Below are 22,025 nucleotides of genomic sequence, written 5' to 3' on the forward strand. Positions count from 1 at the left end.
GTGCTTCCTTCATGAGGCTGATCAACGAAGCAACACATGCGGCGGAGCCGGGCCCTGGCCGTGGTGGAGATCCTCGTTACCACCGGCGCCGGTTTGCTCACCTACCTCGCCCAGCACAACACCGCCGCCGTACTGGCCGGCGGCGGTCCGAGTGGGCTGCCGCAGCAGTCGTGCAGGACGCATGCGGTCGGCCGCGGTGGGAAGGCCGCATCGCGCCGGCTCAGTACCCGTCAGCGATTTTGATCGTAAGAAGGCGGCGCTCATCGGCTTCCGGGGGCACCGTGCACTGCAGCCGCTGCTGGATCGCTCGCACTGCGTTCGCGTAGGCATCGTGACGCTCACCGTTGTTGATGGCCGCGACATGACCGGTGAGCCGTCCGAGCACTTCAGGCCGCGCACCCGAGTCGATGTCAGGGAAGAGCGGATCGAAGGATGAGAGGATCTCGCCGTCCTCGGCGTAGGAGATCCAGCACGCGCCTGACTCGCTGTCCCTCAGTGAGAGCGCCACTGTCTTGCGGGACGCCGACGTCACGATGCCGTCTGCTGCCAGCCAGGAGCCCTCGGGCTCGATCACGAATGACCAACCGTCGTGTTCGCCGGACCGAAGAACGGGGCCATCGCCGGCGAGTACTCCGCTGTCCTGCAGCTGCTCAAGGTCCAGCCCCGGCATGTCATTTTCGTCGATGTCCTCGCCGAGGGCCTCAATGGTCATTGTGTCAATGCGGGTCAAGGCGACAGGACGAAGGCCTGCACCTCCTACCCGCGCCAGAAGTTCAGCGGGAGCGATGCCTCTCACGAACACAGCGCAGTAGCCGAACTGATAGAGCCCACGGTTAGGGAAGATGTCTCTGGTCACTGTGATACCCCGTCGAATTCCTTGATACGGCGTGAACCGTCGCTGGCTAGTCTTCCTTGCAGGCGGCGGCCGACCGGCAGGGTTCGCGAGCTTCTTGTAGAAGGTCAGGGCAGCGGCCAAGCGGAGGAAGGCGAGGCAGTGGGAGCCCTTTCGTTCGTTTCGGACGGTGAGGCGGCGGTAGCCGAAGAGCCAGGCGATCGGCCGTTCGGCCTTCCAGCGGTGCCGGTCGAGGCGTTCGCCGGACTCGATGCCTGGCCGCGCGAGGCGCGCGACGAGCCCGCTCGCGCAGCCAGGTCAGGTGTTCGGCGACGAAGTACGCCCTGTCCGCATGGTCTTGATTGGTGCGGCCGACCTGGCGGCCTGTTCGATCTTCGCGCAGTAGGCTGCGCGGGCGTCCTCGTCGATCTGCTCCTCGTGTTCGGCGCGCACCCCGGTCCGGCCGTCGAGGCCCTCGCGCAGGATATCGGCGTGCCCGGCATGCCGGATGGACTCGCCGAGGACATGCACCATGACGGCGAACAGGTTCGTGTTGGGATAAGGCTCCGGCCACCACGGCACGTGGCCGGGGGCGTCGAGGGGAAGCTCGTTGATCGTCGCGTCCGAGTGTTCCCACGTGCGCCGGTAGAACCCGATGATCTGATCGCGGGTCTCGTCCTCGGTCGCCCACAGATCGCTGCCGTTGTAGTCCTGCCACCGGGGCAGCGGCTCCGGGGAAGGGCGGTCGAAGACCTCGCCGAAGTACCTGGCTTCGACGGTGGCCACGTGTTTCACCAGGCCGAGGAGGTTGGTCCCGGTCGCTGTCAAAGGTCGGCGGGCGTCGTATTCGGACAAGCCGTCGAGTTTCCAGAGCAGCGCATTGCGATCCCGCCGCAGTCTCCCGTGCAGGTTGTCCTTCGCGAATTCATCGATCATGCGGCATGAGCCTGCCATGGGCTGCTCGTGGTCTCAAGATCCCGTATGTGGTCCGCAACGACTGGCAGAGCCGAGGCGATACGCACGTGGCCAGGGTGGCAAGTTCGGGGGCATTGCCCGCCATTTGATGCCGTTGTCGACGAAGTAGCGCGCCGCGTCGATCATCTGCCGATGGCAGTAGCCCTCCGGTCTGCCTCCCCGCCTGCCAGCCATCCCGGCACCGGCATCCGATCCCGCACCAGCGCCCACTCCGCATCGCGTGATGGTGGGGATCGTTGAACGACAGGCGCCGTTTCTCCGATCGACGTCTGTCGCTTGCCGGCGGTGGCTACGGCGGTGGCTAGACCTCGTGCGAGCGTACGAGGCGGGCGAGTTGCCGGCCAGCCACCTGTAGTGGTTCCTCGCTGCGGTTGACCTGGGCGGTGACTTCGGCACCTTCCAGGGTGGAGATGACGGTGGTCGCCAGTTCCCGGGCGCTCTGGGAGGGGAAGCCGCAGCGCAGCAGCTTGTCGCGGACCAACTGCTCCCAGCCGCGCAGTGCGTCGGCGCACGCCTGCTGGATCTCCGAGTCGGTGCCGAGCGTCTCCAGGGCCGCTGCCGTGACGGGGCAGCCGTCGATCCAGCCCGACTCGCGCAGTTCGTCGGCGAGTTGCCGGGCGCAGGCCGTCACGGCCTCCGCCGGGTCTTCCTCGCTGTCCAGTGCCTTCCGCAGGAGCGTCGCGAACTCCTCGGTGCTGTGCTTGATCGCGGCGACGGCGACGGCCTCCTTGCCGCCCGGGAAGAAGTGGTAGACGGAGCCGAGGGTGGCCTGCGCCTCCTGGGCGATCTGCTTGATTCCCGTGCCGACGTAGCCCTGCCGCTGCAGGAGGCGTGATGCAGCGATGACGATCCGGTCCCGTGTGCTGGTCTGCATGGAGCCACCGTATCGCCCATTGAGTAGAGCGCTCGTTCTAGAGCTGTGATACGTTCTCGTCGCGCTCTAAATAGAGCGATCGTTTTAGCGAAGGGTGGAGATCTCATCATGAGCGGCACCAAGCAGTCGGTCACCGTCATCGGCCTTGGCCCCATGGGGCAGGCCATGGCCGGCGCCTTCCTCGACCGCGGCTACGACGTCACCGTCTGGAACCGCACCGCGTCGCGCGCGGACGCCCTGGTCGCGCGCGGGGCGGTGCTCGCACCGAACGTGGAGGAGGCCCTTGTCTCCAATGAGCTGGTGATCCTCAGCCTCACGGACTACGACGCCATGTACGCCACGCTCGAGCCCGCCGCGGCCGCGCTGGCCGGCCGGATCCTGGTGAACCTCAGTTCGGACACGCCCGAAAAGGCCCGGGCCGCGGCCTGTTGGGCGGCCGAGCGGGGTGCCGTCCAGCTGACCGGCGGCGTCACCGTGCCGCCCTCCGGGATCGGTCAGGCCGAATCGGCGACCTTCTACAGCGGCCCGCGTGAGGTCTTCGACCAGCACCGGCCCGCGCTCGAAGTCATCACGGGGCGGACCGACCACCGGGGAGAGGACCCCGGGCTCGCCGCTCTCATGTACCAGATCGGCATGGTCATGTTCTGGACCTCCATGCTGAGCTACTGGCAGGCCATCACCCTCGCCGACGCCAACGGCCTGACGGCGGCGGACATCCTGCCGCACGCGGTGGAGACCGCGAATTCGCTGCCGGGATTCTTCTCCTTCTACGCCGAGCGCATCGACGCCGGCCGCCACATCGGCGACGTGGACCGCCTCGCCATGGGGATGGCCAGCGTCGAGCACGTCCTGCACACCAACGCGGACGCGGGAGTCGACACCACGCTTCCGGCCGCGGTCGTCGAGCTCTTCCGGCGCGGCATGGACGCCGGCCACGCCGCGGACAGCTTCTCCACGCTGGTGGAATTGATGAAGAAGGCAGAGGCATGACCGCGGCTGTCCGACGAGCGATTCACCGCGCCGGACGTGATCAGCAGAGGCGATCTGACCGACGAAGAGTGGGCCGTGCTGGAGCCGCTGCTGTCGCTGAGCGGTAACCGGTGCGGCCTATGGCGCAGCCACCGCCTCGTCCTCGACGAGCAGCCCGTTGTCCGGCGCATCTTGGACGGCCTGCCCGTCGGCACGCGGACATGCTCGCCCAGGCCCGCAAGCGTCTGCCAGATGTCACCTTCCGCGAGGCCGACCTGCACCGACTACCGCTTCCCGACAACGCGGTCGACACCGTCGTCTGCGCCCTCGCCCTGATGCACGTCCCCGATCTGGCCCCCGTATGGGCGGAGTTCGTACGTGTCCTGCGCCCTGGCGGAAGCCTCGTGATCTCGGACGCACACCTGCTGGTGTCCTACCTCCGGCCGACCCTGGCCCGCCGTCGCGGTCCGGACGGCCGCCCGTCCCTCCTCGTCGAGCACCACCGTCCGCTCAGCGCCTACCTCGCCGCAGCCCCACTGGGCTTCCAAGTCCGGCAATGCGAGGAACCCCGCCGTCCGCGCCACTCCCTCGATCCCGACAACGCCCCGGACCCACTGAAACAGCGTCCGGCATCCACTCCTCCAGGACCGCATCGCACGAGATTCCCACCGCCTCCAGGTCTGATGAAGGAGAGGGGCGTCAGGCCGGGCGGACCGCGCCCTTGATCGCCGACTGGCCGGCGAAGAACACCGACTCCTCACGGATGAGCGCTCCCGGGCCCGGGGCGTGAATCACCATGCCGTCGCCGCTCCAGATGCCGACGTGACCGAGGTCGTCGTGGAAGAAGACCAGGTCTCCGGCCTGGGCGTCAGCGAGCGAGACCTGCACTCCCGCTCCCCACTGGGCCTGGGTCGTCCGGGGAAGCGTGACGCCGGCAGTTTTCCACGCCGCCTGGGTCAGACCGGGGGCGTCGTACGACCCCGGCCCGACCGCGCCCCACACACAGGGCCGACCGATCTGCGCTCGGGCGAACGCGACCACCCGCTCGGCCTGGGTGCTGTGGCCGGCGTCCGGCGACAGCCAGGAGCCACCGTGAACACCGGCCGTGAAGGTGGTGAACGGAGTCTCGCCTGCCGAGAAGGTAACCGGTTCCGTCGGGGTGGGTGCGGTGGCCGGTTCGGGTGCGGTGGTCGGCTCGGCGGGCACTGGCCCAACAGGGGCCGCCAGGACAGATGCAGGGATGCTCGGCAGACCGGCGCCATGGGTCGCGGTGGTCACGTCGGCCGATGGACCGGAGGTGTAGTACGCGGTGGGATCGGCTGACAGCGCCATGGCATACGTTTCGGTCGCGCCGGCCGCCGGACCGGCACCGTACGTCTCCCACCCGCCTTGCGCGACGGTGGGCAGCGCCGCGGCGGACTGCGGGCCGGGCAGTGGACCGGACTCCGGGGCAGGCGCTGGTACGGGCTCGTACAGCGGTCGCGCCGCCACGTCGCCGACGACCGGCTGTCCACCGGCGCGCCAGGCATTCTCGTCCCACCGGGAATCGCCCGCCGCAGCCGGTGCGACACGCCGGCCGGAGAGCTCCGGGAGGACTCCAGTGGCCGGTGCCTTGGCTGATCCGCCGGTCAACTCCCCCGCAATGCCGGTGGGCGCCTGGGGCGCTTCGAGAGCGCGGGGCTCCGCAGGACGTTCCGCCGGGCGCACGGGCCGTGCCGCCTGGGGCGCGCGGTCGGGACGGGCCGGCAACCTCCTGTCCGGCTGCGACACCGGCACGGTCGGGCCCAGCTTGGCACGGGCGGCGTCGAACCACTGCCGGGCAAGAGTTCCGATCGCGGGGTCCGTCTCCCCCTGGGACGGGGCGCTGGCGGCCGTGCCCCGCTGGCGCGGGATCGCTGCGAAGCGGGTCGCGTTGAAGGTACCCGTGTCGCTCTCGGCCCGGTCGTAGAGGCTGTCGATCCGCCGCCGGACCTCGTCAGGGCTCGGCCCTTCGCTCTGGCCAAGGGAGTCGGCCTTGCCCGCGGAGTCGGTCACTCCGGGGCGCGAGGTTCGTTCCATCGCCATGGAAAAGGGCGCTCCTTCCGTCCGAGAGCGCACAAAACCACCTGCCTGTCGGAGGAAGTCGTGCACGCAGTGGTCAACTTAGCCAACTTGTGAGCCTTCCGTGAAGATCGAAGACCGAAAACGCCCGATATGCTTCTGTGACCTTCACCCCTCCATTCGCAGCGCCTACGCAATCCACCCCACAGACATAGACCTTGGACCACATGGGGACATCGCGGGCGGCTGAGGGAGCGTCAAGAGGGCGGGAGGTGCGCGTCGAAGAGATGGATCCCCCGCCGGGCCGTTGCCCTGCCGCCGAACAGGCCGTAGTGAAGCAACCGGGCAAGAAGGAGGTACGCCAGGGCTGTCATGAGCGACCCGGCAGCCAAGGCGGGGGCAGTGCACCACGTTCCCTCTCCCAAGCCGGCGCACGCACGCGCCACGGCCCGGCCCAGCCCAGCAGCCGGGCCCCGCGGCGCAAGCCAGTTTCACGTAGGTGCGGTGCAGGCCGCCGTCGTCGATACGGCCCCCGAGCCGGCTGCGCAGCAGGAACGCGGTGAGCGCGAGGCCAGTGACGTGGGAGAGGGTGTAGGCCCCGGCCATGCCCCATCACCGCCCAGCGGGCGGGCAGCAGCGGCTGACAGGCCGTGGCCAGGGCGATGTTCACGCGCGCGATCCAGGCCGCCATGACGTCGACCGCCGGGAGTCGGCCTTTAACGGGTGCAGCCGCGCACGATCCGTGTTGCCGCCCACCGCCGTGCGCATGGGGTGTCCCCCCGTCTACCTCTCCCCCCGACTCACCCGTGCCCAGCCCCACGTGCCTGTCACGACGATCAGCGCTGCCAGGCCGCCGATCAATCCTTTGTACGCGCCGGGGTCCAGGTCCACTTCCGTGTCCTCGTCCTCCAGCGGACCGGCTGCGCCCTTGGGGTCGTACAGCACGCGCAGTGTGTCGCCTGGCTCAATCCTGTGCGGATCGCAGCCGTCCGTCATCCGGGGTGAGATCTCCCGGCCGTCGCGGGTGCGGAGCGTGCACTCGTCGGTCTTGCCGTTGTCGACGTCGACGACGACGGCCTCGGTCCACCGGCCCCTCTTCTCCAGCCCCCGCTCTTCGCCGGCCTCTCGGGTGACGACCGCCAGCACGATCGCGGCAGGGAGCACAACGGTGATCGCCACGATGGCCGGTTTCGGCGCCTTCTTGTGCTTGACGTGGCGGAGCAGGACGCCGGGCACCAGGATGAGCGCCAGGGGTATCGCCAGCGCGGAGGTGGCGAAGGCCGGGCCGCGCAGGAAGGCCGGCAGGGGCACCACCGGCGCGAACCACATCAGGGCCACCGAGGCCGCTACGCCCACGCTGTTGAACAGAAACCAGTGGATCGGGCCCGTACGGCGTCGAGGAGGAGCGTTCTCGGCCGGCGGGGCCGTTCGGTCGCCTCCTGCCGCCGGCCCGCGTAGGTTCCTGTCCGTTGCCATGCGCTCTTTCTCCGTCTACGTCGGCTCGTTGACGGACGAGCCTACGGGGCGCGGATTCCAAGTGGGCTTGTAGTGCGTAGGCACCAGGACAGGTGCGTGGCTGGTCCGGGTGCACCAGGCCAGGACGGCTGCGGGGGACGATGCCCGCCAGGGCGCCGGAGGGAAGTGTGGGAGGCGCGCGGATCTCGCGCATTCCTCTTCTCTCGTGGTGTCTGGAGTGATCAGCAGGTGGCGAATTTTCTTTGTCCGATCGGACGGTGGGCGTTCTGCACCGAGTCGCAGCAGGTGTTCGAACTGCTGGAGGAGCGCCGGTGAAAGGGATGTCCTTATCCGAAGCCGTGGTCTCCCCCTCCCGCATCGGATGGCTGTCGATCGGCGCGCTCGGCATCCTGGCACTCGCCCTCGGCACCCTGCAGTCAGTGGTGGAGCCCGCGCTCCCGCTGCTCCAACGTGAGCTGGGAGTCAGTCCTGCCGAAGGGGCTTTGATCGGCAACGCACTCCTCATCACCGGCGCGGTCATCACACCCGTCGCGGGCAAACTCGGCGACCGCTACGGCGGAAAGCGGGTGCTGGTCCGGCTGATGGCCGTGGTTTCGGTGGGTGGAGTGATGGCCGGTCTGGCGCCGAACCTGCCGGTGTTGTTGCTCGGGCAGGTGTTGCAGGGCGTCATGGTGGGTGCGCTGCCCCTCTCGTTCATCCTGGTGCGCAAACACCTCACGGCGGGACAGTCACAAGCGGCCATCGGGCTGGTCGTCGCGCTGTTCACGGGCGGCGGCATGGTGGGCATGCTGTTTGCCGGGCCGATCGCGGAAGGCCTGTCCTGGCGGTGGATGTTCGCGCTACCGACGATCGCGATCGTCGCGACGACGTTGGTCGTGACGCGGCTGATGCCGCATGATCCGCCGATCCCGTCGGGCAACGGGATCGACTGGCCCGGCACGGTGCTGCTGAGTGGCACGTTGCTCGCGTTCATGCTCGGGCTCGTGACGGTGACGAGGGACGGCGGCGTGCCGTCGCTCAGGGTCGGTGCCATCGCGGCGGTCGTGGTCGCCCTCGCGACCGGGTGGGTCGTCGTCGAGCGCCGGGCGGCCGCGCCGATGGTCGATCTGCGCATGCTGGCGAAGCCCGCGATGTGGAACGCGTGTGTGCTCACCTTCGTCATCACCGCCAGTTCCGGGATGGTGCTCTTTCTCCTCCCGCAGCTGTTGGCGGTGTCGGGCGACGGGTACGGCTTCGGAGCCGGCACCACCGACATCGGACTGTTCCTGCTGCCCGGCGCCGTCGCCGGGGCGGTGAGCGATTCGGTCGGCGGGATCGCGGCGCGGCGTTTCGGCCCGCGTGCCGTGGTCATCGTGGGCACGGTCGTCACGGCGTCCACGTTGATCGCCCTGGCGTCGCTGCACACCGCGGAATGGCAGCTCGTCCTCGCGAAGGTGCTGACCGCGTTCGCCGCGGGCGTCGGAACCACGGCGCTGCTCGCCGGCACGGCCACCGCCATCGAGACCAAGGACATCGGCATCGCCACCAGCCTGCTCGTGGTCACTCGCGTGGTCGGCGTCGCCCTGGGCGCCCAGGTCGCCGGCGCGATCCTCGACGCCGGTGCCGAGCCGATGACGGGCCGGCCGGCTGAATCGGCTTTCGTCACCGGGTTCGCCGTGGCCGGCCTCGTCGCCGCGTTGTCCCTGCTCTTTGTCCGTATCACGAAGAAAGGAGTCCAGGCATGACACCGACCGGTCTGTCGACGGGCGTGAGTACTACCGCGAAGCGCACAGTTCTGATCTCGGGGGCCAGTATCGCCGGGCCCGCGTTGGCGTACTGGCTGCACCGGTCCGGATGCGCGGTCACCGTGGTGGAGAAGGCAGGCGCACTGCGCGACGGTGGTTACCCGATCGACGTCCGCGGTACCGCGGTGGAGGTGGTCCGGCGGATGGGGATACTGCCGCAATTGCAGGACGCGCACATCGACTTGCGTCGCTGCACCTTCCTCGACGCCGATGGCGGTGAAGTGGCCTCGCTCAGCCCGCGTGCCGTTGCGGGCGGGGTCGAGGGCCAGGACCTCGAGGTGCGGCGTGGGGATCTGGCCGCGATCCTCTACGCGACAGTCCGTGACGACGTGGAATTTCTGTTCGGCGACTCCATCGACACTCTCGACCAGTCCGGACCAGGGGTCGACGTCACGTTCCACAGTGGTCGACAGCGCACGTTCGACCTGGTGGTCGGCGCCGACGGTATGCACTCACATACCCGGGAGTCCCTGTTCGGCCCCGAGGAACAGTTCCACCGCTACCTCGGGTACTGCTTCGCCATATTCACCATGCCGAACACCTTCGGGCTCTCCCGCGAGGTCATGGTGTGGAACACCCCGGGGAAAGCCGCGGCCCTCTACGCCGTCGGGGACAGCGACGAGCTGCACGCCTTCCTGAACTTCCACCAGTCGGAACCGCCGTTGGACGCCCTCCGCGACCCCGACGCCCAGCGGAACCTGGTCGCCTCGGTCTTCGCGGGCGCGGGCTGGGAGGTCCCTGCCATGGTCAACGCCATGCACGACGCCGATGACCTGTTCTTCGACACGGCCGGTCAGATCCGCATGCCCCACTGGTCCAGTGGCCGCGTCGCGCTCGTCGGCGACGCCGCGTACGCACCCTCGTTCCTCACCGGACAGGGCTCGAGCCTCGCACTGGTCGGTGCCTACATGCTCGCCAACGGGACAGCCACGAACCGGGACCACAGCTCGGCCTTCGCCGCCTACGAACGCGACACGCGCGAGTTCGTGGCCATGAATCAGGCGCTGGTCGACAACGGTGCGGCCACGCTCTTCCCCACCACGGCGCGGGCCCTGGAACAACGCAACACCATGCTGCGTGACCTCGTCACCCTGCCCTCCGCTACAGCACGACCGGCCCACTCAGCGCTCGGGCTGCCGGAATTCACCCCGATGCGATGACCTAGTACTCCTGCCGGGCTTCTCCCCTACGCGGAGGGGGCGGGACGGTCTTGGCGGACCGTCCCGCGAGGGGCTCCCGGTACCGGACTACGGCAGGCGGTCGGTACCGACGTCGGGGATGGCGTGGGCCAGGCCCGTCCGGTAGGCGATGACCACGAGTTGCGCCCGGTCGCGGGCCTCCAGTTTCGTCATGGCGCGCTGTACGTGGGCGCGGACGGTGAAGGGGCTGAGGTACATCCGCTCGGCGATCTCCTGGTTGGACAGGCCGGTCGCGACCAGGGCCACCATCTCGCGTTCGCGCGGGGTGAGGACGGCGAGCTGTTCGGGGTGGTGCGGCGGGGCGTTGTCCGGTGTGGCCAGGAAACGGGCGACCAGGGAGCGGGTCGCTGCGGGGGACAGAAGCGTGTCGCCGTCGGCGATCGTACGCACGGCGTCCGCCAGGTCCTCGGCCCCGATGCCCTTGCCGATGAAGCCGCCGGCCCCCGCGCGCAGCGCCTGGGCGATGTACTCGTCGGTCTCGTACGTGGTGAGGATCAGGATGCGGCTGGCGCGCAGTTCGGGGTCCGCGCAGATCTCCGAGGTGGCGGTGAGACCGTCCATCTCGGGCATACGGATGTCCATGACCACCACGTCCGGGCGCAGTTGGCGGGTGAGTCTCACCGCCTCCCGGCCGTCGCCGGCCTCGCCGACCACGGTGATGTCGTCGGCGCTTTCGAGAAGCATGCGGAAGGCGCCGCGCAGCAGGGCCTGGTCGTCGGCGAGGAGAACCCTGAGCGTCACGGCGTGTCCCCGGCCTCTCCGTCGCCCGTCCGTCCGTCACCTGTCGCTTTGCCGGCCATCCGTCCCCCCTCGGTGATTGTCGCTCTGTCAGCGTCGCGTGTCGTGTCCTTGACGGGCGGGAGGGGCAACTGGGCGGAGACGAGGAAACCGCCCTCCGGGCGCCTGCCCGCGGAGAGGTGTCCCCCGACCGCCGTGGCACGTTCACGCATCCCGATCAGACCGTAACCGGGCGGCCGGTCCGGCATCGTGGACTCACTCGGTCCCGTGGACGCGGTCGGCGCCGTACGCGTGTCCCGTCCGTCGTCGGCGACGGTGATGGTCACGCGGTCGCGGGTCCAGGTGAGGCGGACCCGGGCGCTCCCGGTGCCGGCGTGCTTGGTCACGTTGGTCAGGGCCTCCTGGACGATGCGGTAGGCGGTGAGGTCCACTCCCGGCGGCAGCGGCCTGGCCGTGCCCTCCTGGTGCACCGACACCTCCAGGCCCGCGCGGCGGAAGGACTCCAGAAGCGCGGGAAGCCGGGACAGCCCGGGTGCCGGCTCGGCGGGCGTGGCCGCGTCCCCGGACTGACGCAGCAGACCGACCGTGGCCCGCAGGTCGTCGAGCGCGTCGGCGGTGGTCTCGACGAGTTCCTTCAGGCTCTTGCGGGTCTGCTCCGGGCGGGCGTCGAAGAGGTGGGCGGCGACGGTGGCCTGCGCGTTGGCCAGGGTGATCTGATGGGCCACCAGGTCGTGCAACTCCCGGGCGATGCGCACCCGTTCCTCGGCCACCCTCCGGCGCGCCTCGCTGTCCCGGCTCTCCTCGGCCCGACGGGCCCGCTCCTCCACGGCCGCCAGGTAGGCCCGTCGGTTGCGCACCGAGTGACCGAGTACGCCGGCCACCAGTGGGAACACCGCCACCACTCCCGTCCTGCTCGCGTCCTTCCATGAGAAGTCCTCGAACAGGGGGATCGAGGTAGCCAGCGCCACGGAAGCGAGCAACACCGCGCTCGCCGCGCGCCGTTCGGAGCGCGCGGCGAGCGAGTAGGAGTAGGCGCTGATCACGGCGGGTGCCACGATGAGCGGGGTGAGCAGGAGGCCCAGGGGCGGCACCAGCACGCCGACCGCGGTCGTGGCCGCCAGGGCGGCCAGGGGTGCCCGGTGCCGCACCGGCAGCACGGCACAGGACACCACGGCGAGGACGTAGACGGCGGCGGGCGGCGCCGACAGCGTGTCGTCGACCTGCAGCACCCCGCCGAGCAGACAGAACGCGAACGCCGTCGCCGTGATCGCCGCCTCCCGCCACCACGCGCCGCGTGATCGCGGACCACCGCCACCCGGTTTCGTCATGGCCGGCTCAGTCCCGGCCGACGGGGAGCCGCCGCACCGCTGCGTCCGGCGCGGTCGCGGAGGCAGGGACACGCCTGCTCAGTGCCTCATCCTCGATATCGACATTCGGCAGCACACGGTTCAGGATACGAGGCAGCCACCAGGCCCGGTGGCCGAGCAGTGCGAGGACCGCGGGTGCGTTCGCCATCCGGACCACGAAGGCGTCGAACGCGAGCCCACTCACCTGCCCTGGTGCCTGCGCACTACAAGCCGAGGTCGACGCCGGTCAGGTCACGGCTTGCGTCCCACGCCCGCGTCGCGACGGAGGTGTCGGCGAGGTGGTTCCACACCGGTTCACGTCGGGGCCTGCCGCGCAGGCTGAAGACGCGTGGTCCCCACAACTGCCCTCCGCGTACCGTCGGGTCGAGCACCGCTCGGACCGCGGGCCATGCACCGGCGTGCTTGCCCTGGACGAGGAGGGCCGCTGGTGCCCCGCGCAGCCGCGCACCGGCGGTCCGTACATGGACCGGTGGTCGTGACGGGGTCAGGGAGTCCAGCGCGCCGCCGGGATGGACCACCACGCTTGCCACCGTGCTGCCGACGGCGCGCAAGCGGCGGTCGAGTTCGAGGCCGAAGTACATCTGCGCCAGCTTGGAGCGTCCGTAGGTGCGCTGGGGCCGGTAGTCGTTCCGGGACTGCAGGTCGTCGAGGTCGAGCCGTTCCGACTTCGCCGCGAAGCTGCCCATGGTCACGACGCGGGCCGCCGGTGCGGCCGACAACAGCGGCATCAGCCAGTGAGTCAGCGCGAAGTGCCCGAGGTGGTTCGTCCCGAACATGAGCTCATGGCCGTCCGGGGTCTCCCGGCGCGGCGGGTCGTCGAGCGCGACGCCGGCGTTGTGGACCACCGCGTCGAGGCAGTCCACCTCCAGTGCTTCCGCCGCTGTTCTGAGCGACGAGAGGTCGGCGAGATCCAACGGTACGGCCCGCACCCGCGCGCCGGGGACACGCGAGCGGATCGAGGCCGCGGCGACGTCGGCCTTCGCGGGACTCCGGCTGCCCAGCACGACAGTGGCTCCGGTCGCGGACAACTGCTCCGCGACGAAGTACCCGATTCCGGCGTTGCCGCCGGTGACCAGAAAGACGCTGCCATCGGCATGCGGCAGCCGGTGAACATCCCAGGGCGTGACGGAGGACGTGGACGACATGACGGCGGGGGTTCCTTGCTGTGGAAGGCGGCTGAGGCTGCCCTGCGGGGCAGCTCGACGCCCACGGTTCCAGCGGCCCCCGACACATCGCCTACGGATCACCGACAGCCGCGCCGGACGGCCGGCATCCTGCCGACACGGTGCCGGCCCGTCGCAGCCACCGTTTCGGCGTGGCTATTCCTTGACGGCGCCCGCGTTGGCGCCTTGGACGAAGTACCGCTGGAAGCAGAAGAACAGCGCGTTGACGGGCAGGGTGGCCAGCAGGGCCGCGGCCAGCTTGAGGGGGTACTGGGTGCCGCCGCCCAGGCCCCCGGAGACGAGGCGCGCGAGGCCGGTGGTGAGGGTTTCGTACTGACCGGACTGGGTGGCCACGAGGAAGTGGGTGAACTCGTTCCACGAGCCCTGGAACGACAGGATGGTCAGGGTGATGAGGGCCGGGCGGGCCATGGGCAGATGCCGCGTCACCGAGCCATCCCTCGGTGCCCGAGCGACGCTGCGGAACGGCCGCGGCGATCTCCTCGTTCGCCACCCGGCGCATCGCCCGAGGTATTGCCCTTCCCGACCCGTCGCGCTTAAGGTCACCCCGTTTGTCGAATCGATTCGACTGAGTGGGGTGGGGATGACCACGATCAAGGACGTCGCCGAGCGGGCAGGCGTCGCGCCGAGCACCGTGTCGTACGTCCTGAGCGGGTCGCGCAAGATCTCCGAGGACACCCGGCGCGCGGTGCAGGTGGCGATCGACGAGCTCGGATACCACCCGCGCGCGAGTGCCCGTACGCTGCGCAGCGCACGGACCCGGGTGCTCGCGCTGGCCGCGCCGCGCGTGCCCGGGGCGTACCGGGCGATCGACGGGCGGTTCGCGATCGACGTCACCGACGCCGCCCGGGTGCACGGGTACGACGTGCTGCTGATGACGGACAGCGACGGCGTCGGCGGGCTGCGCCGGGTGGCCCGCAGCAGGCTCGCGGACGCCGCGGTGCTGATGGCGGTCGAGGACCGCGATCCCCGTGTCGAGGTCCTGCGCGAACTGGGCTTCCCCGGGGCGCTGCTCGGTCACGACGATCACGCGGCGCTGCCCTGGACCGACCTCGACTGGGAGGCCGCCGTCGCCCTCGCCGTGCGCGAGACGGCCGCAGCCGGCCACCGGCGGATCCTCTTCCTCTCGTCGGCCGAGCACGAGGTCGCCGCACGCCGCGGCTACGCCCTGCACGGTCTGGACGGCGCCCGGCGAGCGGCCGTCGAGACCGCGGCCGATGTCCGCGTGATCCCGTCCCACCGCGACCCGGACGTCCTCGCGCGGCGGCTGAGCGAGGCGCTGGCCGTGCGGCCCGTCCCGACCGCGCTGGTCGTCCAGCACCTGATCCTCCTCCCCCGCCTGCTGGACGCGGTGGCGGCGGCCGGGTTGCGGGTCCCCCACGATTTGACCGTCGTACTCGTCGGCAGCCTTCCGGACGAGATGGGCATCCGGCATCTGCCGCGGATCGATCTGCCCGTCGCACAGATGTCCACGGCCGTGGCCCGGCTCGCCATCGACGCGATCGGCCCCGGCCGCGACGGCCGGTCATCGACGTCGCGGGAGTCCCTCGCGGCACCTGTCTCGAGCACACCGTCCGGCGCACCGCACCACCTGATCCAGCCGCGGATGGCCGGGCCCGTCATCGCCCCGCCGTCGCCCGGCTGACCACCCGGACCGCCCGTACGGCACGGCCGGCGACGCCCCATCGCCGGACACCGCATGTCCAGAGCCGCACATGTTACGGAGGACCAGCCTTGCCGTTCTTAGCAGGACGCATCAGAACAAGACGCGGACGCGTTCCCGCGCTCGCCGTCACCCTTGCCTGTGCCCTCGTCGCGCCAGGGCTGAGCGGCTGTGCCGCACAGCCCGACCCGGGTACCGTCACCGTGCTCAACTCGGCGACCGACACCGCCGAGCACACCGCCAACCAGCGGTTCTTCGACCGTTGCGGAAAGCCGCTCGGCCTGAAGGTCGAGCAGATCAGCGTGCCCGCCGACCAGATCGCCTCCAAGGCGCTGCGGATGGCGTCGTCCGACTCGCTCACCGACATCCTGGAGCTGGACGGCTCGGAGCTGCCCCAGTTCGCGCAGACCGAGGGCCTGCGCCCGCTCGACGAGGTCGGGGTCGACACCTCCGGCCTCTCCGCGAGCGCCAAGTCCCTCGGCGCGTACGACGGCACCCAGTACGGCATCGCCCGTTCCGTGAACTCCCTCGCGCTGATCTACAACACCGAGCTCCTCAAGGACGCGGGCATCGCCGTGCCCACCACCTGGAAGGAGCTGCGGGCCGCCGCGAAGAAGCTGACCGCGGGTGACACGTACGGGATGGCCTTCAGCGCGAGCCCGAACGCGGACGGCGTCTACCAGTTCCTGCCGTTCTTCTGGTCCGCCGGCGGTGACGAAACCAAGATCGACAACGGAAAGGGCGAGGCCGCGCTCCAGCTCTGGAAGGACCTGGTCGCGGACGGCTCCGCCTCCAGGTCCGTCGTCAACTGGAACCAGCAGGACGTCAACGACCAGTTCGTCGCGGGCCGCGCCGCCATGATGATCAACGGGCCGTGGCAGGTGCCGGTCCTCAGCGCCCAGAAGAAGGTGGACTGGGCGGTCGCGAGCATTCCGGTGCCCGAGGCGGGCAAGCCGGCGGTGCCGCCCATCGGCGGCACCGTCATGGCCGTACCGAAGAACGACGAGGACCCGGCCCGCGAGAAGAACGCCGGCAAGGTCCTGAACTGCCTCAACTCCGAGAAGAACCAGCTCCAGTGGGGCGCATCGGTCAACAACGTGCCCACCCGCACCACGGCCGCACAGGCGTACGCGAAGCAGAACCCGAAGCTCGCCGCGTTCGCCGAGCTCGTCACCACCGCCCGCTCCCGTACGGCGAAGGTCGGCACCGGCTGGCCGGTCGTCGGCGACGCGCTCGCGGGCGCCTTCCAGTCCGTGCTGACGGGCCGGACCAGTCCCGAACAGGCCCTGCACCGGGCCCAGCAGCAGGCTTCGGCGGGGAAGTGAGGAACCGGCCATGACCACCATCACCTCCCCGGCGCCCGCCTCGGGCGCCGCCGAAGCGAAGTCCGCCGCCGGCCGTGCTCCGCTGCGCCGCGGGCTGCTGCGCTGGCTCTTCGTCGCTCCCGCGCTCGCCTACATGGCGCTCTTCTTCGGCTACCCGCTCGTCCGCAACATCGTGATGAGCTTCCAGCACTACACGCCGAAGACATACTTCACCGGCGAGGCGCCGTTCAACGGCCTCGACAACTGGCGGGCCGTCTTCGCCGACGAGCTGTTCACCGACGCCCTGTGGCACACGGCCCTGTTCACCGCCGGCTCGCTGCTCGGACAGTTCACCATCGGCCTGGCCCTCGCCGTCTTCTTCTCCCGGCGCTTCCGGCTCTCCGGCTTCGTGCGCGCCGTCCTGCTGCTGCCGTGGCTCGTGCCCATGGTCGTCTCCGCCGTCGTCTGGCGGCGCATCCTCGACCAGGACCACGGCATGCTGAACACCGCCCTCCACGCGGCCGGCCTGGCCCCGCAGGACGGCGTGCCGTGGCTGAGCAGCCCCGGTGTGGCGCTGCTGTCGGCGGTCCTGGTCAACATCTGGATCGGCATCCCGTTCAACATGGTCATCCTCTACGGCGGCCTCCAGGAGATCCCGCGCGACCTGTACGAGGCCGCGTCGCTCGACGGATCCGGCCCCTGGCGGACGTTCCGCAGCATCACACTGCCCATGCTGCGCCCGGTGATCACCGTCGTGCTCGTGCTGGGCTTCATGTCGACGGTGAAGATCCTCGACCTGATCCTGGCACTGACCTCGGGCGGGCCCGCGGACTCCACGCAGACGCTGGGCACCGTCACGTACCAGCTCTCCTTCCTTCAGCTCGACTTCGGCCAGGGCGCCGTGGTGGGCAACGTCCTGATCCTCATCAGCGCGGTCTTCGCCGTGCTGTACCTGCGGGCCAACCGCGCCGACTTCGGCAAGGGGAAGTGACCGACGATGAAACGACCGACCAGCCTTCTGCGCGTTCGTCCGGTGTGGAACACCGCCGCCGCGCTGCTGATCCTCGCCGTGCTGCTCTTCCCCGTCTACTGGATGCTCAACGCCGCGCTCCAGCCCGAGTCGAGCATCGCCGCCACCGAGTGGTTCCCCGTATCGCCGTCCCTGAAGAACTTCGACACGGCGATCAGCACCCAGGGCGGCTCGCTGCTCACCAGCTTCGTCGTCGCACTCGGCGCCGTCGTCGTCTGCCTCGCGCTCGCCGCGCCCGCCGCGTACGGGCTCGCCCAGTTCGGACTCCGCGGCGGTCAGGGCATCGTCTTCGCGACGCTCATCACGCAGATGGTCCCGGGCATCGTCATCGCCAACGCCCTCTACAGCGCCTATGCGCAGCTCGACCTCGTCAACTCCTATCTGGGGCTGATCCTGGCGGACGCCTCGCTCGGTCTGCCCTTCGCGGTCGTACTGCTGCGGGCGTTCATGGTGTCGATCCCCAGCGAGGTCGTCGAGGCCGCGATGGTGGACGGGGCGAACCGCTTCACCGCGTTCGTGCGGATCGTGCTGCCCATGAGCCGCAACGCCATGATCACGGCAGGCCTGTTCACCTTCCTCTTCGCCTGGTCGGACTTCATGTTCGCGCTCACCCTCAACACCACGGACGACGTCAAGCCCATCACGCTCGGCATCTACCAGTTCGTCGGTGCGCATGTCAGCGACTGGGGCGCGGTCATGGCGACCGCGGTGCTCTCCGCCGTACCGGCCGCGATCCTGCTCGTCGTCGCCCAGAAGTACATCGCCGCCGGGATCACCGGCGGGTCGGTCAAGTAGGCAGGTGCCTTCCCGTGAGTCTCTCCGAGTCCACCGAATTCCCCGAGTTCCCGCCCGGCTTCTTCTTCGGTGCCGCCACGGCCAGTTACCAGATCGAGGGTGCGTACGACGAGGACGGCAGAGGCCCGTCCATCTGGGACACCTTCTGCCGCGAGCCCGGGCGCGTCGCGGACGGCGCCACCGGTGACGTCGCCTGCGACCACTACCACCGTTACCGCGAGGACGTCGCGCTGCTGCGCGAGCTGGGCGTGGACAGCTACCGCTTCTCCGTCGCCTGGCCGCGTGTCCAGCCGGCCGGCTCCGGCCCCGCCAACACGGCCGGGCTCGACTTCTACGACCGGCTCGTGGACGAGCTGCTGGCCTCCGGCATCTCCCCCGCCGCCACCCTCTACCACTGGGACCTGCCTCAGGCCCTGGAGGACCGGGGCGGCTGGCGGGTACGCGAGACGGCGGAGCGGTTCGCCGAGTACGCCGGGGTGGTCGCCGCCCGGCTCGGCGACCGGGTGGACCGCTGGATCACGCTCAACGAGCCCTTCTGCAGCGCCTTCGTCGGCTACGCGGCGGGCGCCCACGCCCCGGGCGCCCGCGAGGGCCGCGGCGCGCTCGCCGCCGCACATCATCTGCTCGTCGGCCACGGGCTGGCCGTGCAGGCGCTGCGCGCGGCGGGGGCACGGGAGGTCGGGATCACGCTCAACCCCGACCGGCTGCTGCCGGCCACGGACTCCCCCGCCGATCTGGCCGCCGTACGCCGCGTCGGGACGCTCCACAACGACGTGTGGTTCGAGCCGCTGTTCGCCGGGCGTTACCCGGAGCACGAAGCCGAGACCTGGGGCGAGCTGCTGCCCTCCGGCGACGGCTCGTACCGCCTCGACGGCGACCTCGACCTCATCGGCGCACCGCTCGACTTCGTCGGCATCAACTACTACCGGCCGATCACCGTCGCCGACGCCCCGTACCGCGCCCCGGACCCGGCCACGCGCACCGCGGTCGACGTCCGGGCCGAGGAGACCTGGCGCGACGACGTCCGCCACACCACCATGGGCTGGCCCGTCGTCCCGCACACCTTCACGGACCTGCTGGTCGACCTGGCCGAGCGCTACCCCGCGCTGCCACCGCTCCTGATCACCGAGAACGGCTCGGCGGAGGCGGACACCGTCGACGCCGACGGCCGGGTCCGCGACGTGGAGCGGATCGACTACCTCCGCAGCCATCTGGACGCGCTCGCCGCCGCCCTGCGCGCGGGCGTCGACGTGCGCGGCTACTACGTGTGGTCGCTGCTGGACAACTTCGAGTGGGCCCGCGGCTACGGCCAGCGCTTCGGCATCGTCCGGGTCGACTACGACACGCAAGTACGCACACCCAAGGACAGCTACCGCTGGTACCAGCGGCTGATCGCCGCCCACCGCGCCCGTACCACCCCTGGTGAGGATCCCCGATGAAGTTCACCGACGGCTACTGGATGATGCGCGAAGGTGTCCGGGCGTCGTACGCCGCGGAGGTCGCCGACGTCCGCGTCGACGAGGACCGGTGCACGCTCTACGCGCCCGTGCGGCACGTCACGCGCCGCGGCCAGACCCTCAACAGCCCGCTGCTGACCGTCGAGTGCTGGTCCCCCGCCGAGGGCGTGATCGGCATCCGTTCCACCCACCACGCGGGCGCCGCCGAGCGCGGCCCGCAGTTCGCGCTGCGCACCGAGCCCGGCCACGCGGCAAGGGTCACCCGGGAGGGCTCGCTGCTGGAACTCGCGGCCGGGGAACTGTCGTTGCGGGTGGACACCGCGGCCCCGTGGCGGCTGGACTTCACCGCGGACGGTCGCGTCCTCACCTCGGCGACGGCGCGCGGCACCGGTTTCGCGGTCCTGGGCGACGGCAGCCACCACTCGCTGGCGCAGCTCACCCTCGGTGTCGGCGAGCTGGTGTACGGGCTCGGCGAACGGTTCACGCCGTATCTGAAGAACGGCCAGAGCGTGGACATCTGGCAGGCCGACGGCGGCACCGCGAGCGAGCAGGCGTACAAGAACGTCCCCTTCCACCTCACCAACCGCGGCTACGGCGTTTTCGTCAACCACCCCGGCAAGGTGAGCTACGAGGTCGACTCGGAGGCCGTCGGGCGGGTGCAGTTCAGCGTCGAGGGCCAGTCGCTGGAGTACTTCGTCGTGTACGGTCCGACGCCCAAGGACGTCCTGGACCGCTACACGGCGCTGACCGGCCGCCCGGCGCTGCCGCCGGCCTGGTCGTTCGGGCTGTGGCTGTCGACGTCGTTCACGACCTCGTACGACGAGGAGACGGTGAACCGGTTCGTGCGCGGGATGGCCGAGCGCGACATCCCGCTGGGCGTCTTCCACTTCGACTGCTTCTGGATGCGCGAGTACCAGTGGTGCGACTTCACCTGGGACCCGGAGGTCTTCCCGGACCCGGAGGGCATGCTGCGGCGGCTGAAGGAGGAGCACGGCCTGCGCGTGTCGGTGTGGATCAACCCGTACATCGCGCAGAAGTCCCCACTGTTCGCGGAGGCGAAGCGGCACGGCTATCTGGTGCGCAAGGCCAACGGCGACGTGTGGCAGTGGGACCTGTGGCAGGCCGGCATGGCGCTGGTCGACTTCACCGATCCGGACGCGCGCGAGTGGTACGCGAGCAAGCTGCGCGCGCTCACCGCGCAGGGCGTCGACTGCTTCAAGACCGACTTCGGCGAGCGGATCCCGACCGATGTGGTCTGGCACGACGGCTCCGACCCGGAGCGCATGCACAACTACTACACGCAGCTCTACAACGAGACGGTCTTCGAGGTGCTGAGCGAGGCCCGGGGCGCCGGTGAGGCCGTGCTCTTCGCCCGCTCGGCAACGGCGGGCGGACAGCAGTTCCCGGTGCACTGGGGCGGCGACTGCGAGTCGCACTTCGGCGCGATGGCCGAGTCGCTGCGCGGCGGGCTGTCGCTCGGCCTGTCCGGGTTCGGCTTCTGGAGCCATGACATCGGCGGCTTCGAGGGCACGCCGACGCCCGAGGTGTTCAAGCGGTGGGTGCAGTTCGGGCTGCTGTCGTCGCACAGCCGGCTGCACGGCAGCCAGTCGTACCGGGTGCCGTGGGGCTACGACGAGGAAGCGGTCGCGGTCACCCGCGACTTCACCCGCCTCAAGCACCGGCTCATGCCCTACCTGTTCCGTGCGGCACAACAGGCCGCCGAGCGCGGCACGCCGATGATGCGGGCGATGGTCCTGGAGTTCCCCGACGACCCGGCCTGCCACACCCTCGACCGGCAGTACATGCTCGGCGACGACCTGCTGGTCGCCCCCGTGTTCTCCGCCGACGGCGTCGTCGACTACTACGTCCCGGACGGCACCTGGACACATCTGCTGTCGGGCGAACAGGTCCAGGGGCCGGGCTGGCGGCGGGAACGGTACGGCTACGACAGCCTGCCCCTGCTGGCCCGGCCCGGCTCGGTCATCCCCTACGGCGACAGCGACGACGCGGCGGAGTACGACTGGGCGCACGGGGTGACACTGCGGGTCCACACGCCCGTCGACGGTGCGACGGTCACGACACGGATCCCAGCCCGGGGCGCCCGGGACGGCTCGGCGGCCGTCTTCCGGACGACTCGCCACGGCGACACGGTCACGGTCGCCGCGGAGGGGGCACCCGGACCGTGGCGGGTGCTGCTGGTCGGAGCGCGGGCGGAACCCGGCGGCACCGGATCGCCGGCGTCGGCGGAGCGGACCGCGCTCGGCACGCTTCTCTCCGTGTCCGCGGGCACGGCCACCCTCACGGCACACGTCACCGGTGGCTGACCTCCGACCAGACCCGG

Annotated in this window: 20 protein-coding genes and 2 pseudogenes; 10 read left to right on the forward strand and 12 right to left on the reverse strand. The window is 70.3% G+C overall.

Annotation, left to right across the window (positions count from 1 at the left end):
- Positions 1–220: 220 nt before the first annotated feature.
- From CCL05_RS43965 to CCL05_RS16650, 4 genes are all read right to left on the reverse strand, one after another.
- Entirely contained in the window at positions 221–856 is a 636-nt protein-coding gene (locus tag CCL05_RS43965; RefSeq protein WP_279629939.1) for a DUF6461 domain-containing protein, read from the reverse strand.
- 294 nt (positions 857–1,150) lie between these two features.
- Positions 1,151–1,768 (reverse strand): DinB family protein, encoded by a 618-nt coding sequence (locus tag CCL05_RS16640; protein ID WP_086561295.1) that lies wholly within the window; start codon positions 1,766–1,768, stop codon positions 1,151–1,153.
- A 33-nt stretch (positions 1,769–1,801) separates the two neighbouring features.
- The gene (locus CCL05_RS16645) at positions 1,802–1,981 is read right to left on the reverse strand and encodes a transposase (protein ID WP_107400474.1); all 180 of its coding nucleotides are present in this window, start codon (positions 1,979–1,981) and stop codon (positions 1,802–1,804) included.
- 127 nt (positions 1,982–2,108) lie between these two features.
- Positions 2,109–2,681: a TetR/AcrR family transcriptional regulator gene (locus CCL05_RS16650; RefSeq protein WP_086561296.1), complete on the reverse strand. Its 573-nt coding sequence runs from the start codon at positions 2,679–2,681 to the stop codon at positions 2,109–2,111.
- Between the two features lie 108 nt (positions 2,682–2,789).
- Here CCL05_RS16650 and CCL05_RS16655 point away from each other — a divergent pair, with 108 nt between their 5' ends.
- Both CCL05_RS16655 and CCL05_RS47485 read left to right on the forward strand, forming a co-directional pair.
- Positions 2,790–3,671, forward strand: a complete 882-nt coding sequence (locus tag CCL05_RS16655) for an NAD(P)-dependent oxidoreductase (RefSeq protein ID WP_086561297.1) — start codon at positions 2,790–2,792, stop codon at positions 3,669–3,671.
- Positions 3,672–3,871: 200 nt separating this feature from the next.
- Positions 3,872–4,375: a class I SAM-dependent methyltransferase gene (locus CCL05_RS47485; protein ID WP_158102462.1), complete on the forward strand. Its 504-nt coding sequence runs from the start codon at positions 3,872–3,874 to the stop codon at positions 4,373–4,375.
- Here CCL05_RS47485 and CCL05_RS46195 read toward each other — a convergent pair.
- The 3 genes and pseudogenes from CCL05_RS46195 to CCL05_RS16675 form a co-directional block, all read right to left on the reverse strand.
- Positions 4,350–5,714 (reverse strand): C40 family peptidase, encoded by a 1,365-nt coding sequence (locus CCL05_RS46195; RefSeq protein ID WP_244204300.1) that lies wholly within the window; start codon positions 5,712–5,714, stop codon positions 4,350–4,352. The genes CCL05_RS47485 and CCL05_RS46195 overlap by 26 nt on opposite strands.
- Before the next feature lie 233 nt (positions 5,715–5,947).
- Positions 5,948–6,381 (reverse strand): annotated as a pseudogene (locus CCL05_RS46200) (hypothetical protein); the annotation flags it as partial.
- A gap of 92 nt (positions 6,382–6,473) precedes the next feature.
- Positions 6,474–7,046 (reverse strand): hypothetical protein, encoded by a 573-nt coding sequence (locus CCL05_RS16675; protein ID WP_143589898.1) that lies wholly within the window; start codon positions 7,044–7,046, stop codon positions 6,474–6,476.
- A 440-nt stretch (positions 7,047–7,486) separates the two neighbouring features.
- Between CCL05_RS16675 and CCL05_RS16680 the strand changes: the two genes are divergently transcribed.
- Positions 7,487–8,890 carry an MFS transporter gene (locus CCL05_RS16680; RefSeq protein WP_086561300.1) on the forward strand — a complete coding sequence of 468 codons (1,404 nt, stop codon included), beginning with the start codon at positions 7,487–7,489 and terminating at the stop codon, positions 8,888–8,890.
- A complete protein-coding gene (locus tag CCL05_RS16685; protein ID WP_086561301.1) occupies positions 8,887–10,110 on the forward strand; it encodes an FAD-dependent monooxygenase in 1,224 nt (407 codons plus the stop codon). Before CCL05_RS16680 ends, CCL05_RS16685 begins: the two co-directional genes overlap by 4 nt.
- Before the next feature lie 87 nt (positions 10,111–10,197).
- On the opposite strand, the gene CCL05_RS16690 is transcribed toward CCL05_RS16685, so the two are convergent.
- The 5 genes and pseudogenes from CCL05_RS16690 to CCL05_RS16710 form a co-directional block, all read right to left on the reverse strand.
- A complete protein-coding gene (locus CCL05_RS16690) occupies positions 10,198–10,890 on the reverse strand; it encodes a response regulator transcription factor (RefSeq protein WP_086561302.1) in 693 nt (230 codons plus the stop codon).
- Positions 10,887–12,215: a sensor histidine kinase gene (locus CCL05_RS16695; RefSeq protein WP_086561303.1), complete on the reverse strand. Its 1,329-nt coding sequence runs from the start codon at positions 12,213–12,215 to the stop codon at positions 10,887–10,889. Before CCL05_RS16695 ends, CCL05_RS16690 begins: the two co-directional genes overlap by 4 nt.
- A 7-nt stretch (positions 12,216–12,222) precedes the next feature.
- Positions 12,223–12,429, reverse strand: a pseudogene (locus CCL05_RS46205) (hypothetical protein); the annotation flags it as partial.
- Positions 12,430–12,457: 28 nt separating this feature from the next.
- A complete protein-coding gene (locus CCL05_RS16705) occupies positions 12,458–13,399 on the reverse strand; it encodes an SDR family NAD(P)-dependent oxidoreductase (protein ID WP_086561304.1) in 942 nt (313 codons plus the stop codon).
- A 174-nt stretch (positions 13,400–13,573) separates the two neighbouring features.
- The gene (locus tag CCL05_RS16710) at positions 13,574–13,864 is read right to left on the reverse strand and encodes an ABC transporter permease subunit (RefSeq protein ID WP_244204301.1); all 291 of its coding nucleotides are present in this window, start codon (positions 13,862–13,864) and stop codon (positions 13,574–13,576) included.
- Positions 13,865–14,018: 154 nt separating this feature from the next.
- Between CCL05_RS16710 and CCL05_RS16715 the strand changes: the two genes are divergently transcribed.
- The 6 genes from CCL05_RS16715 to yicI all read left to right on the forward strand — a co-directional run bounded on the left by CCL05_RS16715 (position 14,019) and on the right by yicI (position 22,008).
- Positions 14,019–15,080 carry a LacI family DNA-binding transcriptional regulator gene (locus tag CCL05_RS16715; protein WP_086561305.1) on the forward strand — a complete coding sequence of 354 codons (1,062 nt, stop codon included), beginning with the start codon at positions 14,019–14,021 and terminating at the stop codon, positions 15,078–15,080.
- 89 nt (positions 15,081–15,169) lie between these two features.
- On the forward strand, positions 15,170–16,423 hold the full coding sequence (locus CCL05_RS16720) for a sugar ABC transporter substrate-binding protein (RefSeq protein ID WP_086561306.1): 1,254 nt from the start codon (positions 15,170–15,172) through the stop codon (positions 16,421–16,423).
- A 10-nt stretch (positions 16,424–16,433) separates the two neighbouring features.
- Entirely contained in the window at positions 16,434–17,393 is a 960-nt protein-coding gene (locus tag CCL05_RS16725; protein ID WP_086561307.1) for a carbohydrate ABC transporter permease, read from the forward strand.
- 6 nt (positions 17,394–17,399) lie between these two features.
- Positions 17,400–18,227 carry a carbohydrate ABC transporter permease gene (locus CCL05_RS16730; RefSeq protein ID WP_086561308.1) on the forward strand — a complete coding sequence of 276 codons (828 nt, stop codon included), beginning with the start codon at positions 17,400–17,402 and terminating at the stop codon, positions 18,225–18,227.
- Positions 18,228–18,241: 14 nt separating this feature from the next.
- Complete coding sequence (locus CCL05_RS16735; protein WP_086561309.1) at positions 18,242–19,666, forward strand: GH1 family beta-glucosidase; 1,425 nt, start codon at positions 18,242–18,244, stop codon at positions 19,664–19,666.
- On the forward strand, positions 19,663–22,008 hold the full coding sequence (gene yicI, locus CCL05_RS16740) for an alpha-xylosidase (protein ID WP_086561310.1): 2,346 nt from the start codon (positions 19,663–19,665) through the stop codon (positions 22,006–22,008). Before CCL05_RS16735 ends, yicI begins: the two co-directional genes overlap by 4 nt.
- Positions 22,009–22,025: the final 17 nt, after the last annotated feature.

Source organism: Streptomyces africanus (assembly GCF_002150735.1).
GTDB lineage: Bacteria > Actinomycetota > Actinomycetes > Streptomycetales > Streptomycetaceae > Streptomyces > Streptomyces africanus.